The sequence below is a fragment of the Bacillus sp. SIMBA_008 genome (genome assembly GCF_046535495.1).
GTDB classification, from domain to species: Bacteria; Bacillota; Bacilli; order Bacillales; family Bacillaceae; genus Bacillus; species Bacillus subtilis.
The window spans coordinates 525,627-546,510 of sequence record NZ_JAWRWL010000001.1; the positions used below are offsets into that span (position 1 = coordinate 525,627).

Genomic DNA, 20,884 nt, shown 5'->3' on the forward strand with positions numbered 1-20,884 from the left:
CTCTCCTTAATCTCCAAAGTAATCATCCGTCATATCTTCCCCTTTATGACTCCTATTGGAGGAAGGTAATTCAGGTTGATAATGGTCTGGATTATTATGTTCATCTAAAAATTGCTTTCGACTAATATTTCTTTCCATTGCACTTTGTTGATGTTTTCTAAATTCATAACCTGGTTTATGACCCATATCCCATGGTTCATCTTTTTTCATTACCTGTTTTGTTAACGGGTCTTTAACAGATCCGGTTGAATCCTTAGCATTTTCCCAAACCTTATCTCTAACGCCTTTACGGAAATAAGTTGGTCTTTTGTACGTTTTAGGAACTTTAGGTTTTTTGCTGGTGTTAGTAGATGTTTCGCTAACTCGGGAACTCGATTTTGCATTAAGCTTTTTGTTAATTCCACGAGCTCCGAAAGGAACCAACATTGCCATTGCTCCACTAAGGCTCTGTTCTTGCCTCTCTTTAGAGACTTTATTCCCGAACATATCGCGTCCTGTTATGGCCTCGCTAAAACCATTTGCAGAAGCAAGTCCATAAAGTCCTTTGCTGGAGTTTTGAAGAGCATGGAATGTCTTAGGTGTTTTGTATACATCGAGAGCTTTGTCTGCTCTATACAATGCCTTACTTGTTGAATAAACAGCTTTTCCGCCTTTAGCTAATTTACCTGCCCATCCTACGATAGGGATGTATCCTGCCGCAGCCATTGCACCGGCAGCGACCCGTTGTCCAGCAGTTAGCTTTTCGCCGGTAACAGGATCAACCCCATCAGCGGCTCTTTTATAATCATAATATCCAGAGACCTCTCCTGTAAAATTACAAACAGCATCCCAAGACTTTTCATACCATGGTCTGTTCGCCAGTTCTTCTTGTTCTTTTGCTATTCTTCTTTGTTCCGCCTGTTGGTCCTTAAAAGAGATGTAGTCTGTTGATTGTTTCTTTACATCCTCAGTCATCTTGTGAATCTCACTGTCTCTATAAGCCATCGCATTATAGTGAATAGGAGAGGCGCTTTTGCCTTTTGCTGTCGCATTCATTAAAGCTTGATAATCAGCTTGAATCATTTGTTCATTTGCTTCTGATAGTCCGTATTCTGATGTTAAGTTTTCGTCAACTTCATCCATTTTCTCAATGGCTTCTTTTCGTTTCTTTTCGGCAGACGAAAGTTCATTTTTAAAAGTTTCTGTCGAGAACAGATCCAAAGGCAGTATATCGTTGATATCATTTAATATATCTTGCATGGCTTTTTTCTGTTCAGACATGATGGATTTTGATTTGGTGGAGGCGTTAGCAAGCTCATGCGCTAAAAAGGTTTCTTCTATGTAGGCATCTGATAAGTTGGCGTCTTCTAAGAAACCAGGAATACTCGTTAAGAAAGAAATTTTCATCTCAATTAAATCAATCCATTGGTCAGCAATGCCAGCTTGATCTTCATAAAATGATTTGATGTTATTAGCACCTTTGCCTGAAAACTCGCTATCATCTAAATCTGCAACAGCTTTGAACGCTTTCTTTAATTTGACCATTTTACTTTTTAAATCTTTGTATTCCTTTGCTCGCTTTTCAGCCTCGGTGAGCAAGGTTTTGGCTTCAAATACTTTCATGATCATATCCTTTCATTTAATCGTCATAACAAAATATTACCATGGAAGAATGATGAAACTAACTGTTATGTGGATCAAATGGTGGAAATGAATCATTCGATCTGTGTCATTTTACCTATTTGTTAATCCTTTCAATGAAAGGGGACTTTCCAATTGTAACATCGCCATCATGAAAAAATTCGATAACGTAGCCAAATTCACTAAACATAAAAGTATCTGATCCAACGGCAGTTACATCATCAATTACGTTTAATGCATGCTCAAGACTGGTTTTTAATGCTGGCTGTTCTCCGTAACCCCAAAGAATAATAATGTTCCTATCTTTAAAATGGTGTTTAGCTAGCCAATCGTAAATCTCGTCCTCGTAAACTATAGATTGATGACAACAAACTTCTTTCCACTTGATTTGTCCCCAAGATGTAAAGGGAAAACTGTTTGAAAGCAGTTCATAATAATTTGCCGTTAATTCTTCTGATAAGATTTCTTTGTTTTTCCCTAGAGCTTCTAAGCATTCATCAAATAAGTCCAAAATGTTCACCTCAAAAGCTTTATGTATGATGGATTTTTTCAGTATCAGAAATAAGAAAAAGCCGTTATGAAACGGCTAAAGGGAATCAGAACTAATGTTGTTTATCGAATCAAACAAGGAATTCATGAGTAGGTGCTAGAGTTACATTCCGGGATGCTTCCTTCATTTCGCCATTAGACATAGATCCGAAAAAGGCAAGTCCAATTAAAACGGCGGATAAACTGATAAACAATTTAGATTTCATACATGCATTCCCCTTTCGATATTTGCTTTTGAGCATATACCATCTTCTTGAAACAGATGATACTATCCTCTATTTTTCCATTATAATCGAAAAGGTTGCCTCCTAACAATGCCAGCTCTTCCAGATAAGGGTATCCTTTGCCGTTCTCTAAACGAGAAAAAATGTTGAGGAGTTTAGGTGTATCGCCATTTCTTATATAAAGAACGTCTAATGCTTCAAATAAGTTCATAAAAAGTTCGTCTTTAAAATCTACAGCACTTCTAATTCCTTTGCGGAAGCAATCCATTGCTTGTTCTTTTTTGCCTTGTTTAAAATAAATCAATGCTAGGTCATGATAAGCTTGCGGAAGTACGTCAGAGTTAATTTTTCTGTATTGAACCAAGGCTTGTTCGATGTAACGAGCAGCCTTATTTAAGTTGTCCATTTTGTGATAACAATTGCCGAGATTGAAAAACGCAGTGGCATAGATATGAGTATTTTTACTTTTAAGCAGCTCAGCACCTTTTAAAGCTTCTTGAAGGTGGGGGAGAGCTTTCTCATGATTTTCAAGGTCATCATAGTTACCGGCAATGACAAAATGGCACTGTATACGCCGAACAGAATAAAGCTCGTGTTTTTTATAGATGTTATATGAAAGCTCAGCGTAATGCATCGAAATGTGTGTCATTTTCATATGATAATAGACTTCAGACAGTTTAAAATAAAACTCAGCTTTTTCAATCTTGTCGGAGATTGTAGGAATTTTGCGTTCAGCTTTTTTGTAATATGTAATGGCCTTTGTGTATTCACCGTTTCTAAACTCATACATCCCGCGGAAGAAGTTATAATAATATGCCCGCATATTGTCTAGCTTCTTCTTATGCCCTTCGATTTTCTTTAAATATTCTGAAAGTTCCATTCGGTTTTCATCGGATGGCATCGTGTATTCCAACATGATTTTATGGCGGAAGGCCATTAATTGATAATAAATAAGCAAATCTTGATCTTCTTCCATAACCTCTATATCACGTTCGATTTCAGCTTTTAACATTTCAGCATCAGTAACGTTGAATTTTTGAATATGCCTATGCCATTCATTAATCTTCATTCCCACTTCAGCTGATGTGATTGATATCAAGATATTCACCCTTCCCTTAACTCTACTAGTAATGTAAATATTAACAAGTTTTTGTTCGCAGAAAAAGGCAATAGGGCACCGCAATTTAAATTTTCGGTGAGACCGCAATAACTTTTTTATTACACTTGTTGGCCTCTCATCTTCTTGTTTTAGTTAGTCAATTTGTCTAGAAGATCACCAATTACATAGCATCAAATACAAGTCAATGAAGGTGTACCTCACCAAATGCACAATTAATCTCACGTCACATATTATAAGTTATAAAAAGCCACTTTAACTTTAAAGCAATGAATTGAGTTGGTTTAACTTGACATGCTGCATCATTGAAAAACTTAAACGAATTCAAAGTGAAAAACAAATAAAAGTTGATGAATGTTTTGCTGTAACACCAGTTTTTTTAATTAATCAAGAAGGAGAACATTTTATTGCATCTGGCATATCGAATGGAGAACTATTTCAGACGTGTTATTTTAAAGTTATTTCGGTTAATGAACTGCGAAAATGTGTTGTGCTAGAATTACTCGTTCCTTGTTGTATGAAAACATTATGTGCCAATAAGGTTTTGTATCGTTCAGATTCACGTATTTTGATTGATATTTCATTTTTTTGTGGTATTGGTGAAGTTAAAATTCCTGTATATGATTATCTGATTTTAAAACCAAGTATAAAAGATAAATTTGAAATTTGTTTTTTAACAAATGAAAATAAAACAGGAGTTCTATGGAACAACGAATCTAACTTTGCTAATACTGCTACAGTCACTCTTCATCATAAAGATACCAAGAATTCTTCGATTAAAATTATTCTTCAGACTAAAGAAAATATATATTCATTAGGTGTGAATAAAGGAGAAAGTTGCTCTATTACGGTTAAAGATCTTGAGTGTCTTAAGATCGAATCATCAAAAAGAAAATCGAAAGGACAAATAGATGTTCAGCTGAATCACATTATTAAATCTATTAAATATTTTTAAGTTTGGTTGATTATCCAATCGAAATTGTTTTTAATAACATATTTTTATAAAGATAATATGAATGAGGAGGATAATTATGGCTATTTTGGGCGGTTGTAGTAACGAGCAAACGGGTTTTGTAAACGATGCTGTATGTTTCACGATTGATTTGGGGGATACTGGAGCTGTAGCTACACCAGTTTGGGAAGACGCAACTTCTTTTGTTATAAATGGAACAATAATGGTAGAAAACAATGGGATTGTAGGAGTAGGCCCCACAGCTTCTCTTACAGTTAATGGAACAGCAGTTGCGGGATTTACAGTAGCACCAGGAGAAAGTAGATCAATCACTTTGAATGATATCAACTCAATAGGTATTGTTGGGGCAGGGGGAACTGGAACAGCAAATGTGACCGTTTCTTTTTCATTAAATTATCAATATTAATCAGTTTGTATCTTTGATTCCACAAACTTTTGCTGAAAGTAGTGACAGAAATGTGCGCTCAACTTAACGCATGTGGAGGTAGTAGTAGAGGACCAACAGGACCGACCGGAGCAACGGGAGCAACCGGACCAACGGGTGCAACCGGAATAACAGGAGCAACCGGACCAACGGGTGCAACCGGAATAACAGGAGCAACCGGACCAACGGGAGTAACGGGAGCAACAGGAATAACGGGACCAACCGGACCAACGGGTGCAACCGGAATAACAGGAGCAACCGGACCAACGGGAGTAACGGGAGCAACAGGAATAACCGGACCAACGGGTGCAACAGGACCAACCGGAGCAACGGGAGCAACAGGAGCAACGGGAGCAACAGGAGCAACCGGAATAACGGGAGCAACAGGAATAACGGGAGCAACGGGACCAACGGGAGTAACGGGAGCAACAGGAATAACCGGACCAACAGGAACAGGCGGAAGTGTAACAGGAAACTCTATGTATGCATCTAATACAGTTGGTAGTACAATTGCAGTGGTACTGGGTGGTTCCCCAGTACCCTTACCGAACAATCAAAGCTTAGACGGTTTTACAGTAAATGGAGGTAATAATATGTTTACTGTGCCAGTGGCAGGACGTTATTATCTCTCATATCAAATCAATACCACTCTTTCATTACTTGCTGGTTCTAGATTAATGCGTAATGGTGATCCAATACCAGGTTCAATCATTTCTCCAGCAGTATCAACTTCTAGTTACAATGATGATGTGTTCGCTACTTTGGATGCAGGAGACAGAATATCACTTCAATTATTCGGAGTAGTAGCTACAGTTATTCTTTTAGGAGGGGGATCAACCGGAGCAGCCTTGACTATCATTCGATTAAACTAATAAGTTATAAAAAGGAATTCAAATGAGTTCCTTTTTTATTTGTCTTTAATTACAATTTCAAAGTTATGTACATCTTAAGGGATATGTGTAGATACACGAACTTGTCACTAATGAAAGTTCGAATAACCGATGCTGACCAGAAACGGCTTGTTTTCGCATTTGGCTTTTTCAAAGTCTTCTTCTCTCCAAGGGAACCAGTCAAACAGGGGTGTGGGTGTATTGTAGTAAATATGGAGACTTCTCAGCATTAGTCTATTGAGTTTATTGTGACAAGGTGGGTTCCTATTTATTTGAGCTTTGTTTGCCCATAAACGAAACTCTAGACTAGGAGCCACATTTATAATGTACGATGAATAAGCGTTTTCATATCATTAAGACTGTGTAAGCTGAATGGGGAGGATCACTCCTTATATTTTTGCATTTACATAAAGTAAGCTATAATAAGTAAAGGAATTCCTGTTGAGAATCCCTTTACTAGCCCTTTAAGACATTGTTTCATCTTTAGCAACTGGATGAGTTCTGATGAATAATCATACGATATTTACAATCGTTCTCCCTCTTACTTGTCCTTCCAATATTTCAGGAAGAACGTTAGGAAGTTGATCTAAAGTAATTTCTTGTGAAATAAATTCCTCTAAACTAGATGGTTTAAAATCAGTTGCTACACGATGCCATGTTTTTAACCGTGTTTCCATTGGACAAGATACAGAATCAATCCCAAGTAAATTAACACCTCTTAAGATGAATGGAAAAACAGTAGTTGGCAGTTTTGTTCCAGCTGTTAATCCACTAACAGCAACGGAACCTCCATATTGAATTTGGCTTAAGATAGAGGCAAGAGGTTCCCCGCCTACAGGATCAACAGCTGCCGCCCATTTTTGTGATCCTAAGGCTTTGACCTTCCCTCCATAGGTCATATCCCGTGAAATAATTGTACTAGCTCCAAGTTTTCGTAAGTAATCATATTCTGATTCTTTACCTGTACTAGCTTCTACTTGATAACCGAGAGAGTTAAGGAATGAAACAGCAAAACTACCAACGCCACCTGTTGCTCCTGTTACCAGAACTTTTCCTTTTTCAGGAGATAGGTTATTTTCTTCTAGACGTTGAATAGATAGTGCCGCTGTGAAGCCAGCTGTTCCTACTATCATTGCTTCTTTGAGGGTCAAATTATCAGGTAAAGGTACAATCCAGTCTCCAGGGAGACTTGCATATTCGCTAAAACCGCCAAAATGAGAAACACCTATATCATAACTTGTGGCAATCACCTTATCTCCCTCTTTAAAGCGAGGATCATTAGAAGAAATGACTACACCTGCTAAATCTATACCCGGTATAAATGGGTATTTTCTTACGATTTTCCCATTGGGGTTCCCTGCAAGTCCATCTTTGTAGTTAATTCCAGAGTAGTGTACTTGGATGTGGACATCACTTTCTGGTAAAAACGCTGGAGAAACATTCTTTACTTTAATTGAAAATTCATCATCAACTTTGTTTACAACTAGAGCCTTGAATTCGTCTTTCATTTTATAAATCCTCCAATATGCTATCTTGATGTGAAACCACTTTAAGTATACACAATTATTCTGACCGGTCAAACTATTTTGTCTGGTCAGAATAATTTTGTGTGGATTTCATGAACTGTTGTATACTAATTGAAGGTTAGCTTTCTGGAGGTTTATTATGAAGAAAAAAGCAGAAGAAAGAAAGAATCAAATATTAAGGGCAGCTTTCCAAGCTGTGTCAACACAAGGTTATAATTCAGTTACACTACAAAGTATTGCTGATCACGCAGGAGTTAGTAAGGGCGTCGTGCATTATTACTTTGATAATAAGGAAGATACCCTTTCTCAACTACTTGAGTGGATTACAAATAAAATTTATAAACATGAATTGAAAGCAGTGGATTCGGAATCTACGCCACTGGATAAGTTGAAAGCTTATGTAAATTCAATATTTGTCTCTCCCGAGGAAAATGAAAAGTTTTACAAGGTTTATTTAGATTTCTTGTCTCAGGCAACCCGAAATGAAACGTACAGGAAAATTAACCATAGCTTTTATCAACAGTGCTGGGGCATCACATCTAACATTATTATTTTTGGACAGGAAACAGGAGTATTTGACCAAAGTATAGATGTTGAAAAAGCTTCAAAAACAATGCGATCTATTGTAGATGGATTGCTCATTCAATGGCTAATGAGTGAAGATATAAATTCACATGAATATTATAAAGAGATTTGTTATCAGAGCTTTTTAAGTCTTCTAAAGCTCACTTAATTCTATTGGTTCAATCTCTACTCTTTACGTAACAGAAAAAGATATAGCGAATATAAAAACAGAAATGAGGCCTGAAGTATAACAAGCGTTGAGGTAAGCAAGGATTATAGTGCTAGCCTTAAAACCATATAATGAATGACTTCACTACTTCATAAGCATTCACTTTATTTAAGATACCAAACTATATTGGTATCTTTTTTGTTTTGGAGTTTTATTAAATCTTCTTTAGGATTTCATGACTTGCACCAAAGTAAGGTTATTCTTGTTTGAAAAAATGGAATCTAAACAAAACCTATGCGTAAAATCTTAAAAGACCTTAAAAGAGTCTTTTTTTGTTATGAAATAACATAATTCAACAAAAATTAACAAATATTAACATGATCGTATTGTTGTTATAAGGTCTCTTTAGTATTTTTTTAAAAAGAGAGAATGAGGAAGGGGCTATGTAATTTGTCTTGCACATTTCTTTTTGTAACAACATTAAATATTGACTTTGTGATAAGACAATAATTTGTTTTAGAAAATAAAAAGGAGAAAACAAATGTTAAAATCAGATTATTCTGCAATTGAAAAGAAGGAATATTCTAAGAGAAAAACAGCGAGAACTTCACTTTATCAGACAGTTTGGCGATGGCATTTTTATGCGGGTTTGATCTTTTTGCCTTTCTTACTTATATTGGCTGTCACAGGTGGTGTGTACTTGTTTAAGCCTCAAATCGAAAATCATTTATACAAAGATCTATACGAGGTTCAGGCAGAATCAAAAACAGTCTCTCCATCAGTACAATTTGAAGCAATAAAAGAAAGGTATCCTGACGCTGAAATAATAAAATATAGACCCAGTGATCATCCAGAACGATCTGCCGAAGTGGGTATTGTTTCCAAAGACAGTTCCTATATTGTGTTTGTTAATCCACATAATGGGCAAATTATAGGGCAACTTGCTGATGATAATCGAATAATGGATAAAATCGAAGAATTTCACGGTGAATTAATGGCAGGAACAGCAGGGGACAGAATTGTGGAATTAACAGCTTGTTGGGCGCTAATACTTATCGTGACCGGTATTTATTTATGGTGGCCCAGAAATAGAATGAAGGTACGGGGTGTCATGATTCCCAGAGTTACAAAAGGAAAGAAAATATTGACTAGGGATTTACATGCAGTACCTGCATTCTGGATTTCTGCAGGCATGTTATTTTTGGTTTTAACGGGATTACCATGGTCTGGTTTATGGGGAAACACATTTCAGCAATTAACTACAAATTCAGGATTCGGATATCCTCCATCTATTTGGGTTGGAGAAGCTCCGACATCAACTCAAACAAAAGAAGTTGCCGATGTCCCTTGGGCAGCTGAGAATCTAGAAGTTCCTGTTTCAAGTAACTTTCTATTGATGATGTTGTAACGATTGCAGAAGAACAAAACATTACGCCTGGTTATGATATTTACATTCCTCAAAAAACTGACGGAGTTTATACAATGTCCGTTTTTCCGCCCAAAGCACAAGATGAGGCAACGATGCATATAGATCAATACACGGGGGCTGTCCTAGCAGATTATCGTTATGACAACTACGGCACTATGGGAAAAATAATTGCTCTTGGAATAACTCTTCACAAAGGGACACAGTTTGGACTGGTTAACCAATTGATCGGTTTAATGATCTGTATTGGAATTGTAGCAGTTGGGATAAGTGGATTTATTCTTTGGTGGAAACGTAAACCTGCCGGAAAGTTAGGGGCACCAAAATCTCCCGAACTCAAAACCATGAAACTCCTAATACTTATCATCATAATGTTTGGTGTCCTATTCCCTTTGGTAGGAATATCTCTTGTGCTAGTCTGGATAATTGATAATCTCCTCATTAAAAGGATTTCAAAGTTGAAAACCATAATAAATTAATAAAAATTGATTGATTAGTGAGGTCGATTTGAATAGTAGAGGATTGTCTTTCTTTTTCCTAATCATATTAATGCTCCTATTAACTTCATGCACTGTTGATCCTAATGCTGCTGACCAGTATGTACAATCAAAACAACTTGATGTAGAGATAATTTTACCTTCTAGCCTATCAAAGAATAAAGAACAAAATTTAAAAATGAAACTGACGCAAGAAGGAAAAAAAGTAGAGTATGCAACGAATGTAAAGTTTGAGATATGGAAAGAAAATCATAAAGAGCATTTAGAAGTGGTAGAAGCTGAGTATGAAAACAATGGGATATACGTTGCTACAAAGACATTTACTGATGATGGCTTATATAATATTAAAGCAGATGTAAAAACAAGAGACGCACATGTAATGCCCACCAGACAGGTTATAGTCGGTAAGCTACTTGAAGAGGACAAGAACGTTTTTAAACCTGATAACAAAAAGCATCAAGAGCATCAAAATCATCACTAATCTAAGTGCATACTGTTTTAGAGATAATACCAATATGTTTACTTTTTACTCAATTAAAGATCGTTTGTTGGTGTTAAAATAAAAAAATCCAGAAAGTCCGGCGTTATACGTTTTGAGGGCTGAGTGTGCATGAACGTCTAAACGCAGACTTAAACCTGGATTTTTGTTTTTTGTGATAAGCAAATACTACTTACCCATTAAAGCATTAACCATTTAATTAATATTCATTCGGATTTATGAAAAAGTAATTAGACATTCACCTCCTTCGTGCTCCCGCAATACATTATGATAAATGCCTTCGGAGGTGGATTTATTGACTGAGTTATATGCTAAAAGTGATCTTGAAAAAATTAAAGAAACGCTACCTGGTTGGCAATTAGATTCGTTTAACTATTTGAATGAAAAAATAGGTGATAAAGAAAATAAATTTCCTTGTATACCGGGAAGGCAAGCATTTTTAAGCGACCAGCTGCGAATTGCTTTTGTCGGTGATCCTAGGAATCCCGAGACTGCGAAGGAATTAGCGCCATTGCTTACTCGGTATGGAACTATTTCACGAGAGACAGGAAAGTATGCATCATTAACTGTAATATTTCATACACCAGAAGAATTACTGACTGATTACAAAATTGAGGATTACGAATCGTTGTTTTGGCAGTTGCTCAATTCATTGAGTATGGAAGATCCAGCTGATTGGCCAGATGATATACCAGAAAATCCAGATAACTTTCAATGGGAATACTGTTTTAATGGAGAACCATATTTTGTTCTGTGTGCTACACCGGCTCACAGCAAAAGAAAAAGCAGAAGTTTTCCTTATTTTATGTTGACGTTTCAGCCTAGATGGGTTTTTGAGGATCTAAATGATACTACTGCATTTGGACGAAATATGAGTAAGCAAATTCGAAAAAGGCTTGAGGCATATGATGAAGTACCTATCCATCCGCATTTAGGATGGTATGGAAAAAAAGACAATCTGGAGTGGAAACAGTACTTCTTGCGAGATGATGAAAATCAAGTGTCACAATGCCCTTTTATGAAAATGAAGAACTTATTCAAAAAGAAAAGGTCTGATTAAATTGTTTAAAACCTTATGTGGAAGGATGGATTGAATGGCTTATATCTTCACATAAGGTTTTAATTGATGATAAATCTGTGTGCTCTGACTAAATACGTATTATCTCGAATTATTATCGATTCTACATATTCACAAAAATTATTTAATGTTTTTTTCTTGAAATTAGAAATTAGCGTTTATGATCTCCGTTGCTGTAGTAGCAAAGTAGCGATGGAGGAAATAATAAAAATGGAAAACCTCTATCTGGTTACACAAGCTTTTAGCGGGTTTTACAATTAATCAAAATAAATTGATTTATTTGCTTGCATTAATTTAAAAATCATGAGTATAATAAATACATCAAAAAAAATTGATTAAAGAAGGCGATATGAATGGATGAGACGAAATCAGAACTGCTACGGAAATATGAACAAAAATTTAAGGCTCTTGCTGATCAGAAACGATTAGAGATCATGTATGAACTTTGTCAAAGGGGAAAAACCTGTGTTTGTGATCTGACTGAGATTTTTGAGGTGACGCAATCTAAACTTTCTTATCATCTAAAAATTTTATTGGATGCCAACTTAATAACGAAAGAGACAAAGGGAACATGGAGTTATTATGATCTAAATGATGAGGAAGTAAATGGTTTATTATCAGAAGAGCTTTGTTGTATATTTAGAAAAAAAGGTGAAGGAGATTGCTGCTAAAAAAATTTTTTAGGTATTATATCAAATTTTTTTGATTAATATATAAGAGGGGGAATTAAAATGAAATATGTTCATGTAGGGGTTAACGTTGTCAGTTTAGAGAAATCGATCAATTTTTATGAAAAAGTTTTTGGAGTAAAGGCTGTAAAAGTAAAAACAGACTATGCAAAGTTTCTATTAGAGACTCCTGGACTGAATTTCACTTTAAATGTCGCAGATGAGGTGAAGGGAAATCAAGTGAATCATTTTGGATTCCAAGTAGATAGTTTGGAAGAAGTTTTGAAACACAAGAAAAGGCTTGAAAAAGAAGGGTTTTTTGCACGTGAAGAAATGGATACGACTTGTTGTTATGCAGTCCAAGATAAATTTTGGATTACTGATCCAGATGGGAACGAGTGGGAATTTTTCTATACCAAATCGAACAGCGAGGTTCAAAAACAAGATTCCTCCTCTTGTTGTGTAACACCGCCAAGTGATATTACAACGAACTCTTGCTGTTAGTAAAAAAGGTGAGGATAAAGTAATGAAACGTTTATCTTTTTTAGACCGTTATTTAACCATCTGGATTTTTCTTGCGATGGCATTGGGGATAGGATTAGGTTTTATATTTCCGAGTTTTGTTGGTGGATTAAACAAATTACAAGTAGGAACTACATCTATCCCTTTAGCTATTGGATTAGTATTAATGATGTATCCACCACTAGCAAAGGTTCGATATGAAGAAATTGGACGGGTATTTAAAGATATTAAAGTGTTAATTTTATCTTTAGTGCAAAACTGGATCATCGGACCGACTCTCATGTTTATTTTGGCTATCATCTTTTTGCCAGATAAACCGGAGTATATGATTGGGCTTATTATGATTGGATTAGCTCGCTGTATTGCGATGGTTATTGTTTGGAATGACTTATCAAAAGGTGATACGGAATACGCGGCAGGATTAGTTGCTTTCAACTCAATTTTCCAAATGCTTTTTTTCTCAGTTTATGCTTACATTTTTGTAACAGTTATTCCGCAATGGTTAGGGATGGAAGGAGCAGTAGTGAATATTACGATGGCAGAAGTCGCAAAATCAGTATTCATTTACCTTGGAGTTCCTTTTATTGCAGGAATGGTGACACGTTATATTTTTGTAAAAGTGAAGGGCAAAGAATGGTATGAAAAAGTGTTCATTCCTAAGATTAGTCCAATTACGTTAATTGCTTTGCTATTTACAATTATCGTCATGTTTTCCTTAAAAGGTGATGTAATTGTTAGCTTGCCGTTAGATGTTGTCCGAGTTGCGATTCCATTATTGATTTACTTTGTTTTAATGTTCTTTGTTTCCTTCTTTTTAGGGAAGAAAATCGGGGCAAACTATGCTGTAACTACTACTTTAGCTTTTACAGCAGGAAGCAATAACTTTGAATTAGCGATTGCTGTAGCTGTTGGTGTATTTGGAATTCATTCGGGTGCAGCATTTGCCGCCGTAATTGGTCCGCTTGTAGAAGTGCCAGTCATGATAGCACTTGTTAAGGTTGCTTTATGGTTTCAACGAAAATACTTTGGAAGTCACTCGATGTAGAGGTGGAATATATGGAGAATAAAATCATTTACTTTTTATGTACAGGGAACTCTTGCCGGAGCCAAATGGCTGAAGGATGGGCTAAACAATATTTAGGTGATGAGTGGAAAGTGTATAGCGCGGGGATAGAAGCACATGGATTAAATCCGAATGCTGTTAAAGCGATGAAGGAAGTTGGTATAGATATCTCTAATCAAACGTCAGATATAATCGATTCTGATATTCTGAACAATGCTGATTTAGTTGTTACGCTTTGTGGAGATGCTGCTGATAAATGCCCGATGACGCCTCCACATGTAAAACGTGAGCATTGGGGTTTTGATGATCCGGCAAGAGCACAAGGGACAGAAGAAGAAAAATGGGCGTTTTTCCAAAGAGTTCGTGATGAAATAGGGAATAGGTTGAAGGAATTTGCTGAAACAGGGAAATAAATAAACTCTTTTGTTAAAGGATGCATATTTATATGTGTCCTTTTTTTATTAATGTCTAGCTATACGAACTTGACACCAGTGAAATGTCATTAACTATCTAACAATGAAAAACACTACTCCATTGTACTCTCAAATAATAATAAATCATTGAAAACTATAATAAGCGAATGTTGAGGCATAGAAAATAAAATCTTTTCTATTGAGGACCTAAAGGAGTGTAGAAAAGTCACAACAACTTTTTTTAAATTTTTTGCATATTCATTGAAACGTTTAATAACACTATAGTTTAATTTAAAATCTCCTCATTTGGACAAACAGCTGTTACATAGCATTACCCAAGGGGTGATGCATTTTATGAAAGTGATAATCATCGAGGGACCGCAAGCTGACAAATGCATTAACGATTGCTATCATTATTTAATAAAACTTTATAGGAAGGAGATTCAGGGTGATAGCAATATATGTAAGGGTATCGACCGAGGAACAAGCGATCAAGGGATCGAGCATCGACAGCCAAATCGAGGCCTGTATAAAGAAAGCAGGGACTAAAGATGTGCTGAAGTATGCAGATGAAGGATTTTCAGGAGAGCTTTTAGAACGTCCGGCTTTGAATCGCTTGAGGGAGGATGCAAGCAAGGGACTTATAAGTCAAGTCATTTGTTACGATCCTGACCGTCTTTCTCGGAAATTAATGAATCAGCTAATCATTGATGACGAATTGCGAAAGCGAAACATACCTTTGATTTTTGTAAATGGTGAATACGCCAATTCTCCAGAAGGTCAATTGTTTTTCGCAATGCGCGGGGCAATCTCAGAATTTGAAAAAGCCAAAATCAAAGAACGGACATCAAGCGGCCGACTTCAAAAAATGAAAAAAGGCATGATCATTAAAGATTCTAAACTATATGGCTATAAATTTGTTAAAGAGAAAAGAACTCTTGAGATATTAGAAGAGGAAGCAAAAATCATTCGGATGATTTTTAACTATTTCACCGATCATAAAAGCCCTTTTTTCGGCAGAGTAAATGGTATTGCTCTACATTTAACTCAGATGGGGGTTAAAACAAAAAAAGGCGCCAAAGTATGGCACAGGCAGGTTGTTCGGCAAATATTAATGAACTCTTCCTATAAGGGTGAACATAGACAGTATAAATATGATACAGAGGGTTCCTATGTTTCAAAGCAGGCAGGGAACAAATCTATAATTAAAATAAGGCCTGAAGAAGAACAAATCACTGTGACAATTCCAGCAATTGTTCCAGCTGAACAATGGGATTATGCTCAAGAACTCTTAGGTCAAAGTAAAAGAAAACACTTGAGTATCAGCCCTCACAATTACTTGTTATCGGGTTTGGTTAGATGCGGAAAATGCGGAAATACCATGACAGGGAAGAAAAGAAAATCACATGGTAAAGACTACTATGTATATACTTGCCGGAAAAATTATTCTGGCGCAAAGGACCGCGGCTGCGGAAAAGAAATGTCTGAGAATAAATTGAACCGGCATGTATGGGGTGAAATTTTTAAATTCATCACAAATCCTCAAAAGTATGTTTCTTTTAAAGAGGCTGAACAATCAAATCACCTGTCTGATGAATTAGAACTTATTGAAAAAGAGATAGAGAAAACAAAAAAAGGCCGCAAGCGTCTTTTAACGCTAATCAGCCTAAGCGATGACGATGATTTAGACATAGATGAAATCAAAGCACAAATTATTGAACTGCAAAAAAAGCAAAATCAGCTTACTGAAAAGTGTAACGAAATCCAGTCAAAAATGAAAGTCCTAGATGATACGAGCTCAAGTGAAAATGCTCTAAAAAGAGCCATCGACTATTTTCAATCAATCGGTGCAGATAACTTAACTCTTGAAGATAAAAAAACAATTGTTAACTTTATCGTGAAAGAAGTTACCATTGTGGATTCTGACACCATATATATTGAAACGTATTAAAGAGGGGTGTATGCACCCCCCTTTTGTAATTACAATCTCATTTTCAATACACCTCGCAGCATACGTCGCCAGCTTTGTCCCTTTACCAGCGGAATAGCTTTCAATTCCTTTTATCAGCCCGATCGTTCCGATGGAGATTAAGTCCTCTGCATCCTCACCTGTATTTTCGAACTTTTTCACAATATGGGCGACCAAGCGAAGATTATGCTCAATCAGCATGTTTCTGGCATGTTCATCCCCTTTAGCCATGAGCTCTAAGTATTTTTTTTCTTCGCTGCTTGAGAGCGGTTGTGGAAAGGCATTGTTTTTCACGTAAGATACTAAAAAGACAAGCTCTTTAACAACAAAGCCGAGCGCTGCGAAAACACCTGTCACCATCGTCACCTCCACAAAAGTATGTAGGCAAAAGCCTATATGTAAATGTATGTGACCGGGAGGCTGTCTGTGTCTGTACCGGGAAATTTCTCGCGGGGGAGTCCGGCTTTGGTAAGCAGCATACTAACTTCAAATGTTAAAAATATTCTTCATCAAGCGCCCATACATTGAAATGAACAAAGGTATGGGGGGATGGGAATGAAAAAATGGATGGCAGGCCTGTTTCTTGCTGCAGCAGTTCTTCTTTGTTTAATGGTTCCGCAACAGATCCAAGGCGCATCTTCGTATGACAAAGTGTTATATTTTCCGCTGTCTCGTTATCCGGAAACCGGCAGTCATATTAGGGATGCGATTGCAGAGGGACATCCAGATATTTGTACCATTGACAGAGATGGAGCAGACAAAAGGCGGGAGGAATCTTTAAAGGGAATCCCGACCAAGCCGGGCTATGACCGGGATGAGTGGCCGATGGCGGTCTGCGAGGAAGGCGGTGCAGGGGCTGATGTCCGATATGTGACGCCTTCTGATAATCGCGGCGCCGGCTCGTGGGTAGGGAATCAAATGAGCAGCTACCCTGACGGCACCAGAGTGCTGTTTATTGTGCAGTAATAAAGAAGAGGCTCTTTCTTGAGCCTCTGTTGTTACAATCCTTCGCCGAGCTGAATTTTCGGGGGATAGGTTTCTGCTTTTCGCCAATATTGGCGTGTGCCTTCGTCCCGTACAACGATGCCCAGCTGTGCCAGTTCGAGACGGAATTCTTCAATATCGTCTTTTTCTTCGTCCTGCAGTGCTTTGTGACGAGCTTTTAATAAGGCATGGGCGCCTTGCGATAGGTCTGGTGCATCAGGAATCCATCGGCGAAATTGATCTTTAAACGGATCACCATCTGTTGCCCATTCGTAATGATGCTGTCTAAAGGCCTTCTCAACGTTTACTGGTTTTTCATCAATTTCTTCCCGTACCAATTCATATCCGGCTGTTCCCAGGAGGACAAGCCGTTTGTGATCCATAAATACAAGAGCGATGTCATCGGAATGAATTGTTTGCACTTTTTTTCCTTTGATGAATTCCACTGTGTGATCTGTAATTTTGACAGACAGCAGCATTGCAATAACAGAATGAGCGAACCAAATCCCCGCACACATACCGAGAAGAGCAGTGATAAATGAAGCTGTAGATCCCTGAAAAGAGGTAATGAGCCGAAGTGGTCCTTCAAGAGGGATCCAGGGGAGGGATAATGCCCATTTCGCAATCTGCGGAATAAAATACCCGATTGCAAAACCGATGATTGCAAGTGCAGCGTATAAAAAGAATACAGCGGTTTTCGTAACTCCGATAAGAGTATGAGATTGATTCTGCAACATGTCACCTTCTTTTTACTAAAAAAATCGAATACCTTCCCATATTTTAACTTAAACTGATGGTAAATCAAGGATAAAGTGATAATTATGGATATAAAGAGATTCAGTAATAGAACTGGCAGGCACAGTCAGTCATGAAAAATAAAATTTACATGCGCAGACGATGTAAGCCCCATTTGTTTTCTGCGTATCACAATACAATCCAAAGGGAACATAAAGAGTAAAGGCTTTTTAGACAATCAGGAGGAACAGATATGAAAATTGGATTAATCGGCTTAGGGAAAATGGGCATAAACATAGGAAAGCAATTCATTGACCGCAATCATCAAGCGGTTGGATATGATGTAAATCAAGCGGCTGTTGATGAACTGAAAGCATACGGGGCTGAGGGGACAACGAATCTTAAAGAGTTCATTTCTTTATTAGACCCGCCGCGTATCCTATGGGTTATGGTACCGCATGGCATTGTCGATGCTGTTTTGCGTGATGTATCACCTTTATTAAGTAAAGGCGATATGATTATCGAAGCTGGAAACTCTCATTATAAAGAATCAATTCGCCGCTACAATCAAATGAAAGAAGCGGGTATCCATTATCTCGATGCCGGAACGTCGGGCGGAATGGAAGGCGCACGGCATGGAGCCTGTTTTATGGTGGGGGGCGATCATGAAGCATGGGAGATTGTGGAACCGCTTTTTCGTGATACTGCCGTCGAAAATGGTTATCTATACGCTGGTGAAGCGGGAAGCGGACATTTTTTAAAAATGATCCATAATGGAATTGAGTATGGAATGATGGCCGCGATTGGTGAAGGATTCGAAGTGCTTGAAAACAGCCAATTTGATTTTGACTACGAGAAGGTTGCCAGAGTGTGGAATCATGGTTCTGTCATTCGTTCTTGGCTTATGGGACTGACTGAGCGAGCTTTCGCTAAGGATGCGAAACTGGATCAGATCAAGGGCATTATGCATTCCTCAGGTGAAGGAAAATGGACGGTGGAAACCGCGCTTGATCTGCAGACGGCAACTCCGGTCATCGCCATGTCACTGATGATGAGATACCGTTCTTTAACAGACGATACGTTTACAGGAAAGGTGGTTGCTGCGCTTCGAAATGAATTTGGAGGCCATGCGACAGAAAAAAAGTAAGGGGGCCAACAAGCCTCCTTATTTTTTTGGCACCTTCAGAAGATGAGGGAACTTTTTATAAATGACCAGCATGATGATCAGAATATATGCACCGTAAATGGTGATAGACAATAATTTATTGCTGGTGAAATTGGCACCTGCAATAGTGACAACAACAATATTGGGGATTTTCCCTATTAAAGACGCAAAGAAAAAAACATGCCAGCGAACCTGGCTCAGCCCGCAGATCACGTTCATTACAAGTGAAGGTATGACAGGTATCAGCCTTCCTAATAAAACAGCGGTAAAAGCGTTTTTGTTGAAGGAAGCCTCGTAGCTTTGTATGGCAGGATAGGCCTGAACTTTTTTTCTGGCCCAATCTCTAAAACTGTACCTGGCGAGAAAAAACAGCAATATTGTACCAAGCATTGAGCCGGTCAGTGTAATCCAAATTCCATTTGCAGTCCCGAACACTGCGCCATTTAAAGCAGCAACCAAAGCAAACGGCACTATTGGGAAAAAAACATCGGCAGCAATCAGCAGCATACTAAATAAAACGGAAAACATCCCTCCTGCTTTGATTGCATCAAGCCAAGCTTCTTTCTGAAAAAAACCGACTGCAATGATAGCGATAATCACAAGTATACCTATTACTTTTTTTAACATGTCTATGGTCACTCCCAACTTAGGTGATGTCAGGAGCCAAAACCTCCGTCATCTAAATTAGTATAACTGGTGCCATTTCAGCGGTTCAACTGAAAACCAGGTTAAGAACACAATTCTTTTTTACCTCATAAAAAAGGCTGTCCATCTCTGTGTTTTCTGCATTCTTAATAATAGGGAGGGATAGAAATGGTAACCATAAAAAAGGATTTTATACCGCTATCAAATAATAATCGTCCTGGCTATTCGATGACGCCTGCTTATATTACGGTGCATAATACAGCGAATACAGCAAAAGGCGCTGATGCGAAAATGCACGCCAATTTTGTGAAAAACCCGAACACATCCGAAAGCTGGCATTTTACAGTTGACGATTCAGTCATTTATCAGCATCTCCCGATAGATGAAAACGGCTGGCATGCGGGAGACGGTACAAACGGGACAGGAAACCGCAAATCGATCGGGATTGAAATCTGCGAAAATGCTGACGGCGATTTTGAAAAAGCAACATCAAATGCCCAGTGGCTGATCAGAAAGCTGATGAAGGAAAACAATATTCCGTTACATCGTGTTGTTCCCCACAAAAAATGGTCCGGGAAAGAATGTCCGCGGAAACTCTTGGACCACTGGAACTCTTTTATAAACGGAATTTCTTCCTCGGATACACCTCCAAAAGAAACTTCACCATCATATCCTCTGCCGTCTGGGGTTATAAAGCTCTCTTCGCCTTATCGAAAGGGCACAAACATTCTCCAGCTGCAAAAGGCTTTAGCTGCACTTCACTTTTACCCTGATAAGGGAGCCAAAAACAATGGCATAGATGGAGTTTACGGACCGAAAACAGCGAATGCCGTCAAGCGTTTTCAGCTCATGAACGGATTAACTGCAGACGGGATTTATGGGCCAAAAACAAAGGCCAAGCTTAAATCGAAGTTAAAGTAAATGCAGGATTTAACGGATAACCTGTTTCCAGTGCGGATTCAGGTTATTTTCTTTTCTTTGGTTTGTGTGTTTTTCAGATTGGAAAGAAGGGAATTTTAAAAAATCATCAGCTGCGCCGCAATGAAAGCAGAATGATATTCACTGAGGGGGACACGTTAACTATAGGAAAAAACAGTGATAGCGAAAAACTCTTCATTGAATGAAGAGAAACAGAGGTATAACATTAAGGTGAGGCTTTTGGGG

The 20,884-nt window shown here is 37.8% G+C and carries 21 protein-coding genes and 4 pseudogenes; 16 read left to right on the forward strand and 9 right to left on the reverse strand.

Going from position 1 to position 20,884, the window contains the following annotated elements:
- Positions 1–6: 6 nt before the first annotated feature.
- The 4 genes from yqcG to rapE form a co-directional block, all read right to left on the reverse strand.
- The gene (gene yqcG, locus SB658_RS02790; RefSeq protein WP_015714309.1) at positions 7–1,602 is read right to left on the reverse strand and encodes an LXG family T7SS effector endonuclease toxin YqcG; all 1,596 of its coding nucleotides are present in this window, start codon (positions 1,600–1,602) and stop codon (positions 7–9) included.
- A gap of 115 nt (positions 1,603–1,717) precedes the next feature.
- Positions 1,718–2,131, reverse strand: coding sequence for a CDI toxin immunity protein (locus tag SB658_RS28360; RefSeq protein WP_015714308.1), 414 nt, complete (start codon positions 2,129–2,131; stop codon positions 1,718–1,720).
- 109 nt (positions 2,132–2,240) lie between these two features.
- Positions 2,241–2,375: a phosphatase RapE inhibitor PhrE gene (gene phrE, locus SB658_RS02800; protein ID WP_014114495.1), complete on the reverse strand. Its 135-nt coding sequence runs from the start codon at positions 2,373–2,375 to the stop codon at positions 2,241–2,243.
- Positions 2,365–3,492 carry a response regulator aspartate phosphatase RapE gene (rapE, locus tag SB658_RS02805; protein ID WP_015714307.1) on the reverse strand — a complete coding sequence of 376 codons (1,128 nt, stop codon included), beginning with the start codon at positions 3,490–3,492 and terminating at the stop codon, positions 2,365–2,367. Before rapE ends, phrE begins: the two co-directional genes overlap by 11 nt.
- 307 nt (positions 3,493–3,799) lie before the next feature.
- On the opposite strand from rapE, the gene SB658_RS02810 reads away from it, so the two are divergent.
- The 3 genes from SB658_RS02810 to SB658_RS02820 all read left to right on the forward strand — a co-directional run bounded on the left by SB658_RS02810 (position 3,800) and on the right by SB658_RS02820 (position 5,779).
- A complete protein-coding gene (locus SB658_RS02810; protein WP_015714306.1) occupies positions 3,800–4,465 on the forward strand; it encodes a CotZ-related putative spore coat protein in 666 nt (221 codons plus the stop codon).
- Positions 4,466–4,541: 76 nt separating this feature from the next.
- Complete coding sequence (locus SB658_RS02815; RefSeq protein ID WP_015714305.1) at positions 4,542–4,889, forward strand: DUF3992 domain-containing protein; 348 nt, start codon at positions 4,542–4,544, stop codon at positions 4,887–4,889.
- A gap of 497 nt (positions 4,890–5,386) precedes the next feature.
- The gene (locus SB658_RS02820) at positions 5,387–5,779 is read left to right on the forward strand and encodes a BclA C-terminal domain-containing protein (protein WP_230488262.1); all 393 of its coding nucleotides are present in this window, start codon (positions 5,387–5,389) and stop codon (positions 5,777–5,779) included.
- Between the two features lie 110 nt (positions 5,780–5,889).
- Here the strand turns inward: SB658_RS02820 and SB658_RS02825 are convergent.
- Both SB658_RS02825 and SB658_RS02830 read right to left on the reverse strand, forming a co-directional pair.
- Positions 5,890–6,022, reverse strand: a pseudogene (locus tag SB658_RS02825) (DUF255 domain-containing protein); the annotation flags it as partial.
- A gap of 287 nt (positions 6,023–6,309) precedes the next feature.
- On the reverse strand, positions 6,310–7,305 hold the full coding sequence (locus tag SB658_RS02830) for an NADPH:quinone oxidoreductase family protein (protein WP_015714303.1): 996 nt from the start codon (positions 7,303–7,305) through the stop codon (positions 6,310–6,312).
- A gap of 157 nt (positions 7,306–7,462) precedes the next feature.
- On the opposite strand from SB658_RS02830, the gene SB658_RS02835 reads away from it, so the two are divergent.
- From SB658_RS02835 to spoIVCA, 10 genes and pseudogenes are all read left to right on the forward strand, one after another.
- On the forward strand, positions 7,463–8,056 hold the full coding sequence (locus SB658_RS02835; protein WP_015714302.1) for a TetR/AcrR family transcriptional regulator: 594 nt from the start codon (positions 7,463–7,465) through the stop codon (positions 8,054–8,056).
- A 541-nt stretch (positions 8,057–8,597) separates the two neighbouring features.
- Positions 8,598–9,961 (forward strand): annotated as a pseudogene (locus tag SB658_RS02840) (PepSY-associated TM helix domain-containing protein).
- Between the two features lie 28 nt (positions 9,962–9,989).
- Complete coding sequence (locus SB658_RS02845) at positions 9,990–10,460, forward strand: FixH family protein (RefSeq protein ID WP_015714301.1); 471 nt, start codon at positions 9,990–9,992, stop codon at positions 10,458–10,460.
- Between the two features lie 313 nt (positions 10,461–10,773).
- Positions 10,774–11,538, forward strand: a complete 765-nt coding sequence (locus SB658_RS02850) for a YqcI/YcgG family protein (RefSeq protein WP_004398670.1) — start codon at positions 10,774–10,776, stop codon at positions 11,536–11,538.
- A 371-nt stretch (positions 11,539–11,909) separates the two neighbouring features.
- Positions 11,910–12,227 carry an arsenical resistance operon transcriptional regulator ArsR gene (arsR, locus tag SB658_RS02855; RefSeq protein WP_004399122.1) on the forward strand — a complete coding sequence of 106 codons (318 nt, stop codon included), beginning with the start codon at positions 11,910–11,912 and terminating at the stop codon, positions 12,225–12,227.
- A gap of 60 nt (positions 12,228–12,287) precedes the next feature.
- On the forward strand, positions 12,288–12,728 hold the full coding sequence (locus SB658_RS02860; protein ID WP_003229954.1) for an ArsI/CadI family heavy metal resistance metalloenzyme: 441 nt from the start codon (positions 12,288–12,290) through the stop codon (positions 12,726–12,728).
- Positions 12,729–12,750: 22 nt separating this feature from the next.
- The gene (acr3, locus tag SB658_RS02865) at positions 12,751–13,791 is read left to right on the forward strand and encodes an arsenite efflux transporter Acr3 (RefSeq protein WP_004398718.1); all 1,041 of its coding nucleotides are present in this window, start codon (positions 12,751–12,753) and stop codon (positions 13,789–13,791) included.
- Between the two features lie 11 nt (positions 13,792–13,802).
- Positions 13,803–14,222: a thioredoxin-dependent arsenate reductase gene (locus SB658_RS02870; protein WP_004398596.1), complete on the forward strand. Its 420-nt coding sequence runs from the start codon at positions 13,803–13,805 to the stop codon at positions 14,220–14,222.
- Positions 14,223–14,576: 354 nt separating this feature from the next.
- Positions 14,577–14,755 (forward strand): annotated as a pseudogene (locus SB658_RS02875) (hypothetical protein).
- Positions 14,713–16,173 (forward strand): site-specific DNA recombinase SpoIVCA, encoded by a 1,461-nt coding sequence (spoIVCA, locus tag SB658_RS02880; protein WP_223257626.1) that lies wholly within the window; start codon positions 14,713–14,715, stop codon positions 16,171–16,173. The pseudogene SB658_RS02875 and the gene spoIVCA overlap by 43 nt, the downstream one beginning before the upstream one ends.
- A gap of 27 nt (positions 16,174–16,200) precedes the next feature.
- Here the strand turns inward: spoIVCA and SB658_RS02885 are convergent.
- Positions 16,201–16,551, reverse strand: a pseudogene (locus SB658_RS02885) (sigma-70 family RNA polymerase sigma factor); the annotation flags it as partial.
- Between the two features lie 195 nt (positions 16,552–16,746).
- On the opposite strand from SB658_RS02885, the gene nucB reads away from it, so the two are divergent.
- On the forward strand, positions 16,747–17,157 hold the full coding sequence (nucB, locus tag SB658_RS02890) for a sporulation-specific Dnase NucB (protein WP_009967785.1): 411 nt from the start codon (positions 16,747–16,749) through the stop codon (positions 17,155–17,157).
- Positions 17,158–17,189: 32 nt separating this feature from the next.
- Here the strand turns inward: nucB and SB658_RS02895 are convergent, their stop codons facing one another.
- On the reverse strand, positions 17,190–17,912 hold the full coding sequence (locus SB658_RS02895; protein ID WP_010886572.1) for a YqeB family protein: 723 nt from the start codon (positions 17,910–17,912) through the stop codon (positions 17,190–17,192).
- Between the two features lie 251 nt (positions 17,913–18,163).
- On the opposite strand from SB658_RS02895, the gene gnd reads away from it, so the two are divergent.
- The gene (gnd, locus tag SB658_RS02900) at positions 18,164–19,057 is read left to right on the forward strand and encodes a phosphogluconate dehydrogenase (NAD(+)-dependent, decarboxylating) (RefSeq protein ID WP_038429331.1); all 894 of its coding nucleotides are present in this window, start codon (positions 18,164–18,166) and stop codon (positions 19,055–19,057) included.
- Positions 19,058–19,075: 18 nt separating this feature from the next.
- Here the strand turns inward: gnd and SB658_RS02905 are convergent, their stop codons facing one another.
- Positions 19,076–19,702: a TVP38/TMEM64 family protein gene (locus SB658_RS02905; protein WP_144500698.1), complete on the reverse strand. Its 627-nt coding sequence runs from the start codon at positions 19,700–19,702 to the stop codon at positions 19,076–19,078.
- A gap of 186 nt (positions 19,703–19,888) precedes the next feature.
- Between SB658_RS02905 and cwlH the strand changes: the two genes are divergently transcribed.
- Complete coding sequence (cwlH, locus tag SB658_RS02910; protein ID WP_144500699.1) at positions 19,889–20,641, forward strand: N-acetylmuramoyl-L-alanine amidase CwlH; 753 nt, start codon at positions 19,889–19,891, stop codon at positions 20,639–20,641.
- Positions 20,642–20,884 lie beyond the last annotated feature (243 nt).

Bases quoted from the DNA above. Each gene is read 5' to 3' on its own strand.
- yqcG (WP_015714309.1), bottom strand. From the start codon at position 1,602: ATGAAAGTATTTGAAGCCAAAACCTTGCTCACCGAGGCTGAAAAGCGA.
- phrE (WP_014114495.1), bottom strand. From the start codon at position 2,375: ATGAAATCTAAATTGTTTATCAGTTTATCCGCCGTTTTAATTGGACTT.
- SB658_RS02815 (WP_015714305.1), top strand. From the start codon at position 4,542: ATGGCTATTTTGGGCGGTTGTAGTAACGAGCAAACGGGTTTTGTAAAC.
- SB658_RS02820 (WP_230488262.1), top strand. From the start codon at position 5,387: ATGTATGCATCTAATACAGTTGGTAGTACAATTGCAGTGGTACTGGGT.
- SB658_RS02830 (WP_015714303.1), bottom strand. From the start codon at position 7,305: ATGAAAGACGAATTCAAGGCTCTAGTTGTAAACAAAGTTGATGATGAA.
- SB658_RS02835 (WP_015714302.1), top strand. From the start codon at position 7,463: ATGAAGAAAAAAGCAGAAGAAAGAAAGAATCAAATATTAAGGGCAGCT.
- arsR (WP_004399122.1), top strand. From the start codon at position 11,910: ATGGATGAGACGAAATCAGAACTGCTACGGAAATATGAACAAAAATTT.
- SB658_RS02860 (WP_003229954.1), top strand. From the start codon at position 12,288: ATGAAATATGTTCATGTAGGGGTTAACGTTGTCAGTTTAGAGAAATCG.
- acr3 (WP_004398718.1), top strand. From the start codon at position 12,751: ATGAAACGTTTATCTTTTTTAGACCGTTATTTAACCATCTGGATTTTT.
- SB658_RS02870 (WP_004398596.1), top strand. From the start codon at position 13,803: ATGGAGAATAAAATCATTTACTTTTTATGTACAGGGAACTCTTGCCGG.
- nucB (WP_009967785.1), top strand. From the start codon at position 16,747: ATGAAAAAATGGATGGCAGGCCTGTTTCTTGCTGCAGCAGTTCTTCTT.
- SB658_RS02895 (WP_010886572.1), bottom strand. From the start codon at position 17,912: ATGTTGCAGAATCAATCTCATACTCTTATCGGAGTTACGAAAACCGCT.
- gnd (WP_038429331.1), top strand. From the start codon at position 18,164: ATGAAAATTGGATTAATCGGCTTAGGGAAAATGGGCATAAACATAGGA.
- SB658_RS02905 (WP_144500698.1), bottom strand. From the start codon at position 19,702: ATGTTAAAAAAAGTAATAGGTATACTTGTGATTATCGCTATCATTGCA.
- cwlH (WP_144500699.1), top strand. From the start codon at position 19,889: ATGGTAACCATAAAAAAGGATTTTATACCGCTATCAAATAATAATCGT.